Consider the following 2,657-nt stretch of genomic DNA (forward strand, 5'->3'; position numbering starts at 1 on the left):
AGCCGGCACCAGAACGCAGGCGGTGTCTGCGTCGATCTCGGCGACAACGGCTTGCAGGTCGTAGTGATCGACCGATCCCGCCGGGACTAGGATGCCGCCTGGCATGCGGGCGCAGTTGGCGTACTTGTAGTTCGCCAGATGGTGGGCCGAGATGACGACCCGGGATTTTAGGCCACGTGTATCCGGAAGCTGTTCCCAGGATTCCCCACGTCGGCCGGTCATCGTGGCTCCTACTGCGAGCGCCAGGGCGGCGCTGCAACTCGGCGTAACGCGGGCAGCCTCGGCGCGGGCGTGCCCCGCGATGCGCCGGCCAGCTGCATCCATCAGGTCCGTCATGCGGACGAAGGCGCCATTGAGCTCAGATGCCGCCCGCCAGACCGAGGGTTCGAGGATCGAGCCGCCGAGGTCAGTATATATCCCGCAGCAATTCACGACTGGCGCGACACCGAAGTCTTCAAACACAGCGGCACCCATCCACGCGGGCGGATTGGCGGGCGGCTCAGCGGCTTCACGGGCTGTCGTCACCGAACTCTCTCCCCAAAATCGATGCAATTTTGTTTAACAATATGAAGCGGCGTGGTTTTGCAAGCTTGACCCGAGGATACGCGCCTCAAAGACGACCCTGGGGATCCTCAAGCATCCGATTGCTTAGTCTTTAGGCGCCCCGACCATCGGCGGGCGCGTGCGTCGACCAGGTGGGGCGGCGTCGTCGACCCGGAGCGCCAACAGCTTCTGAGCCGTGCCAAGGTGATCCTCAAGCGCCCGAGCAGCGCCCGCTTGATCCCCCGCAGTCAGCGCCACGATGATCTCGGCATGTTGTGCGACGCTCTCGCTCAGCCCTTGCTCCTGAAACGCGGGCGCAACCAAGTGGGCGAGCCGCAAGCTCCGCATCAGGTCGCTGTGCCAAGCCGTCAATCGGTCGCTGCCAGCCGCCGCGGCGAGCGCGCCATGGAAGGCGACATCAGAAGCGAACGCTTCAACCCATGCCTTCTCGGAAACAGCTCTCACGAATCGCCCATGGATGAGCGCCAGTTCACGGGCGAGATCGCCGTCACCGCGAAGCAAAGCCGCCGTCTCGATGAAGGTCCGGGCGCGATAGATGTCGCGCACGTCCTCTCCGCTCAACCGCGGCACCCGGGCGCCCCGATAGGAGGCGTAGTCGGCGAGCCCGTCTGCAGCCAGAAGCCGAAGGGCCTCACGCACCACATGTCGAGAGACGCCAAACTCGGCAGCCAGGTCCTCCTCTCGAAGCGGCGCGCCTGCGGGAAGTGCGCCGCTAAGAACCTGCTCGCGTAGCTGGCCGCTAACCCACTGCGTCACCGTGCCTTTCGAGGGCTGGGGTGGGGCCAAGGTGATAATCGTCCTTCGGTTGATGATTGCTTATAAGGCGCCCGTAGGCGCAACGACAATGCCCGCCCCGAGGCCGGGGGCGCCGCGCGCGCCTCGGGGCTGTGTTTGTTTGACAGTTAACCGAGCAGCGGTCGACAAAAGTCAAATGCGCATCTCGTTACGCGGCGTCTGCACGATCCTGTTGGCTGTGTCGGTGTACAGCCCGGTCCGCGCGGAGGACACGCCGGTTGCTGAGCTGGCGGTCACCGCGGGTGGGCGCGGACCGCCGCCGTTGTCGCTATCGACGCCGGTCACGCTGGTGAACAGGCCGCAACCCGGCGCCGGGATTCGAACTGTCGCCGATCTCCTGAGCGGGCAGCCTGGCGCATGGCGCCAACAGACGAGCCCCGGACAGGGCGCCCTGATTGTACGTGGACTCAAGGGCTCGGAAGTGTTGCACGTCGTTGACGGATTCCGCCTCAATCATGGGATGTTCCGCAATGCGCCGAACCAATATCTCGGTCTGATCGACCCCCAGGATGTTGCGCGCGTCGCTCTGATCCGCGGGCCGCAGGGCTCGGTCTACGGCGCAGACGCGATGGGCGGCGTTCTAGCAGTGACCACGCCCGACCCCTTGCCCGGCGGCTGGAGGGGCAGCCGGTTGGCCGCCGGGTTTGCCGGTGCAGACAGATCCCGCACTGCGCACCTGGCGGCTAACCTCAGTTCCGACATTGGCGCCGTTCGGCTATCGGCTGGCTTCCGAGATGCTGACGGATTGAGGATCGGCGGCGGTAGCCGCCTGCCCTTTACGGGCTACACCGCCCGTCACGCCGCGGCGAAGGCGACGTTTCCCATCGCCGACAAGACCGCAGTAACGGTACAAGCGCAGTACGGAGAGCAACCGAAGTCACCGCGCCATGACGTCCTGGTCGCGGGGTTCGGCCAATCTCGCCCAGACGCCATCGAACAAGACTACGCGCCTCAACGTCGGCTGTTCGCCCAGGTACGGCTGAGCACCGCCGATGGCGAGGCGCAGGTTGGTTTCCAGCGTGTTGTCGACGGTCGTCGCTCACGCGACTTCGGTGCTGCAAGCCGCGATGTCGAGCGCAACGTGAGCGACCTCATCGGCGGGTCGCTCCGCTGGATCCTCGAGCCGGAGCCTGGGCACGAGCGGCTGTTCGGCGCCGAGATCTACGCGGATCGCATAGGCTCTAGCCGGTTCCGCCAAAGTCTCGGCTCTGGTGCGGAGGCCAGCATCGCGCCGCGCTTTCCAGACGGCTCGACGATGACATGGGTCTCTGGCTTCGCACGGGACACGATTGCGCTTG

At 65.6% G+C, this 2,657-nt stretch carries 3 protein-coding genes; 1 reads left to right on the forward strand and 2 read right to left on the reverse strand.

Features of this window, described 5'->3' with window-relative positions; genetic code table 11:
* Positions 1 to 525 (reverse strand): hypothetical protein (locus ACIQ3R_RS17345; protein ID WP_397420099.1); only part of this gene is annotated, 525 nt, incomplete at its 3' end.
* 123 nt (positions 526 to 648) lie between these two features.
* Positions 649 to 1,320: a GntR family transcriptional regulator gene (locus ACIQ3R_RS17350; protein ID WP_397420100.1), complete on the reverse strand. Its 672-nt coding sequence runs from the start codon at positions 1,318 to 1,320 to the stop codon at positions 649 to 651.
* A gap of 175 nt (positions 1,321 to 1,495) precedes the next feature.
* Between ACIQ3R_RS17350 and ACIQ3R_RS17355 the strand changes: the two genes are divergently transcribed.
* Positions 1,496 to 2,657 (forward strand): TonB-dependent receptor (locus ACIQ3R_RS17355; protein WP_397420101.1); only part of this gene is annotated, 1,162 nt, incomplete at its 3' end.

The organism is Phenylobacterium sp., assembly GCF_044371015.1.
Lineage (GTDB): Bacteria > Pseudomonadota > Alphaproteobacteria > Caulobacterales > Caulobacteraceae > Phenylobacterium.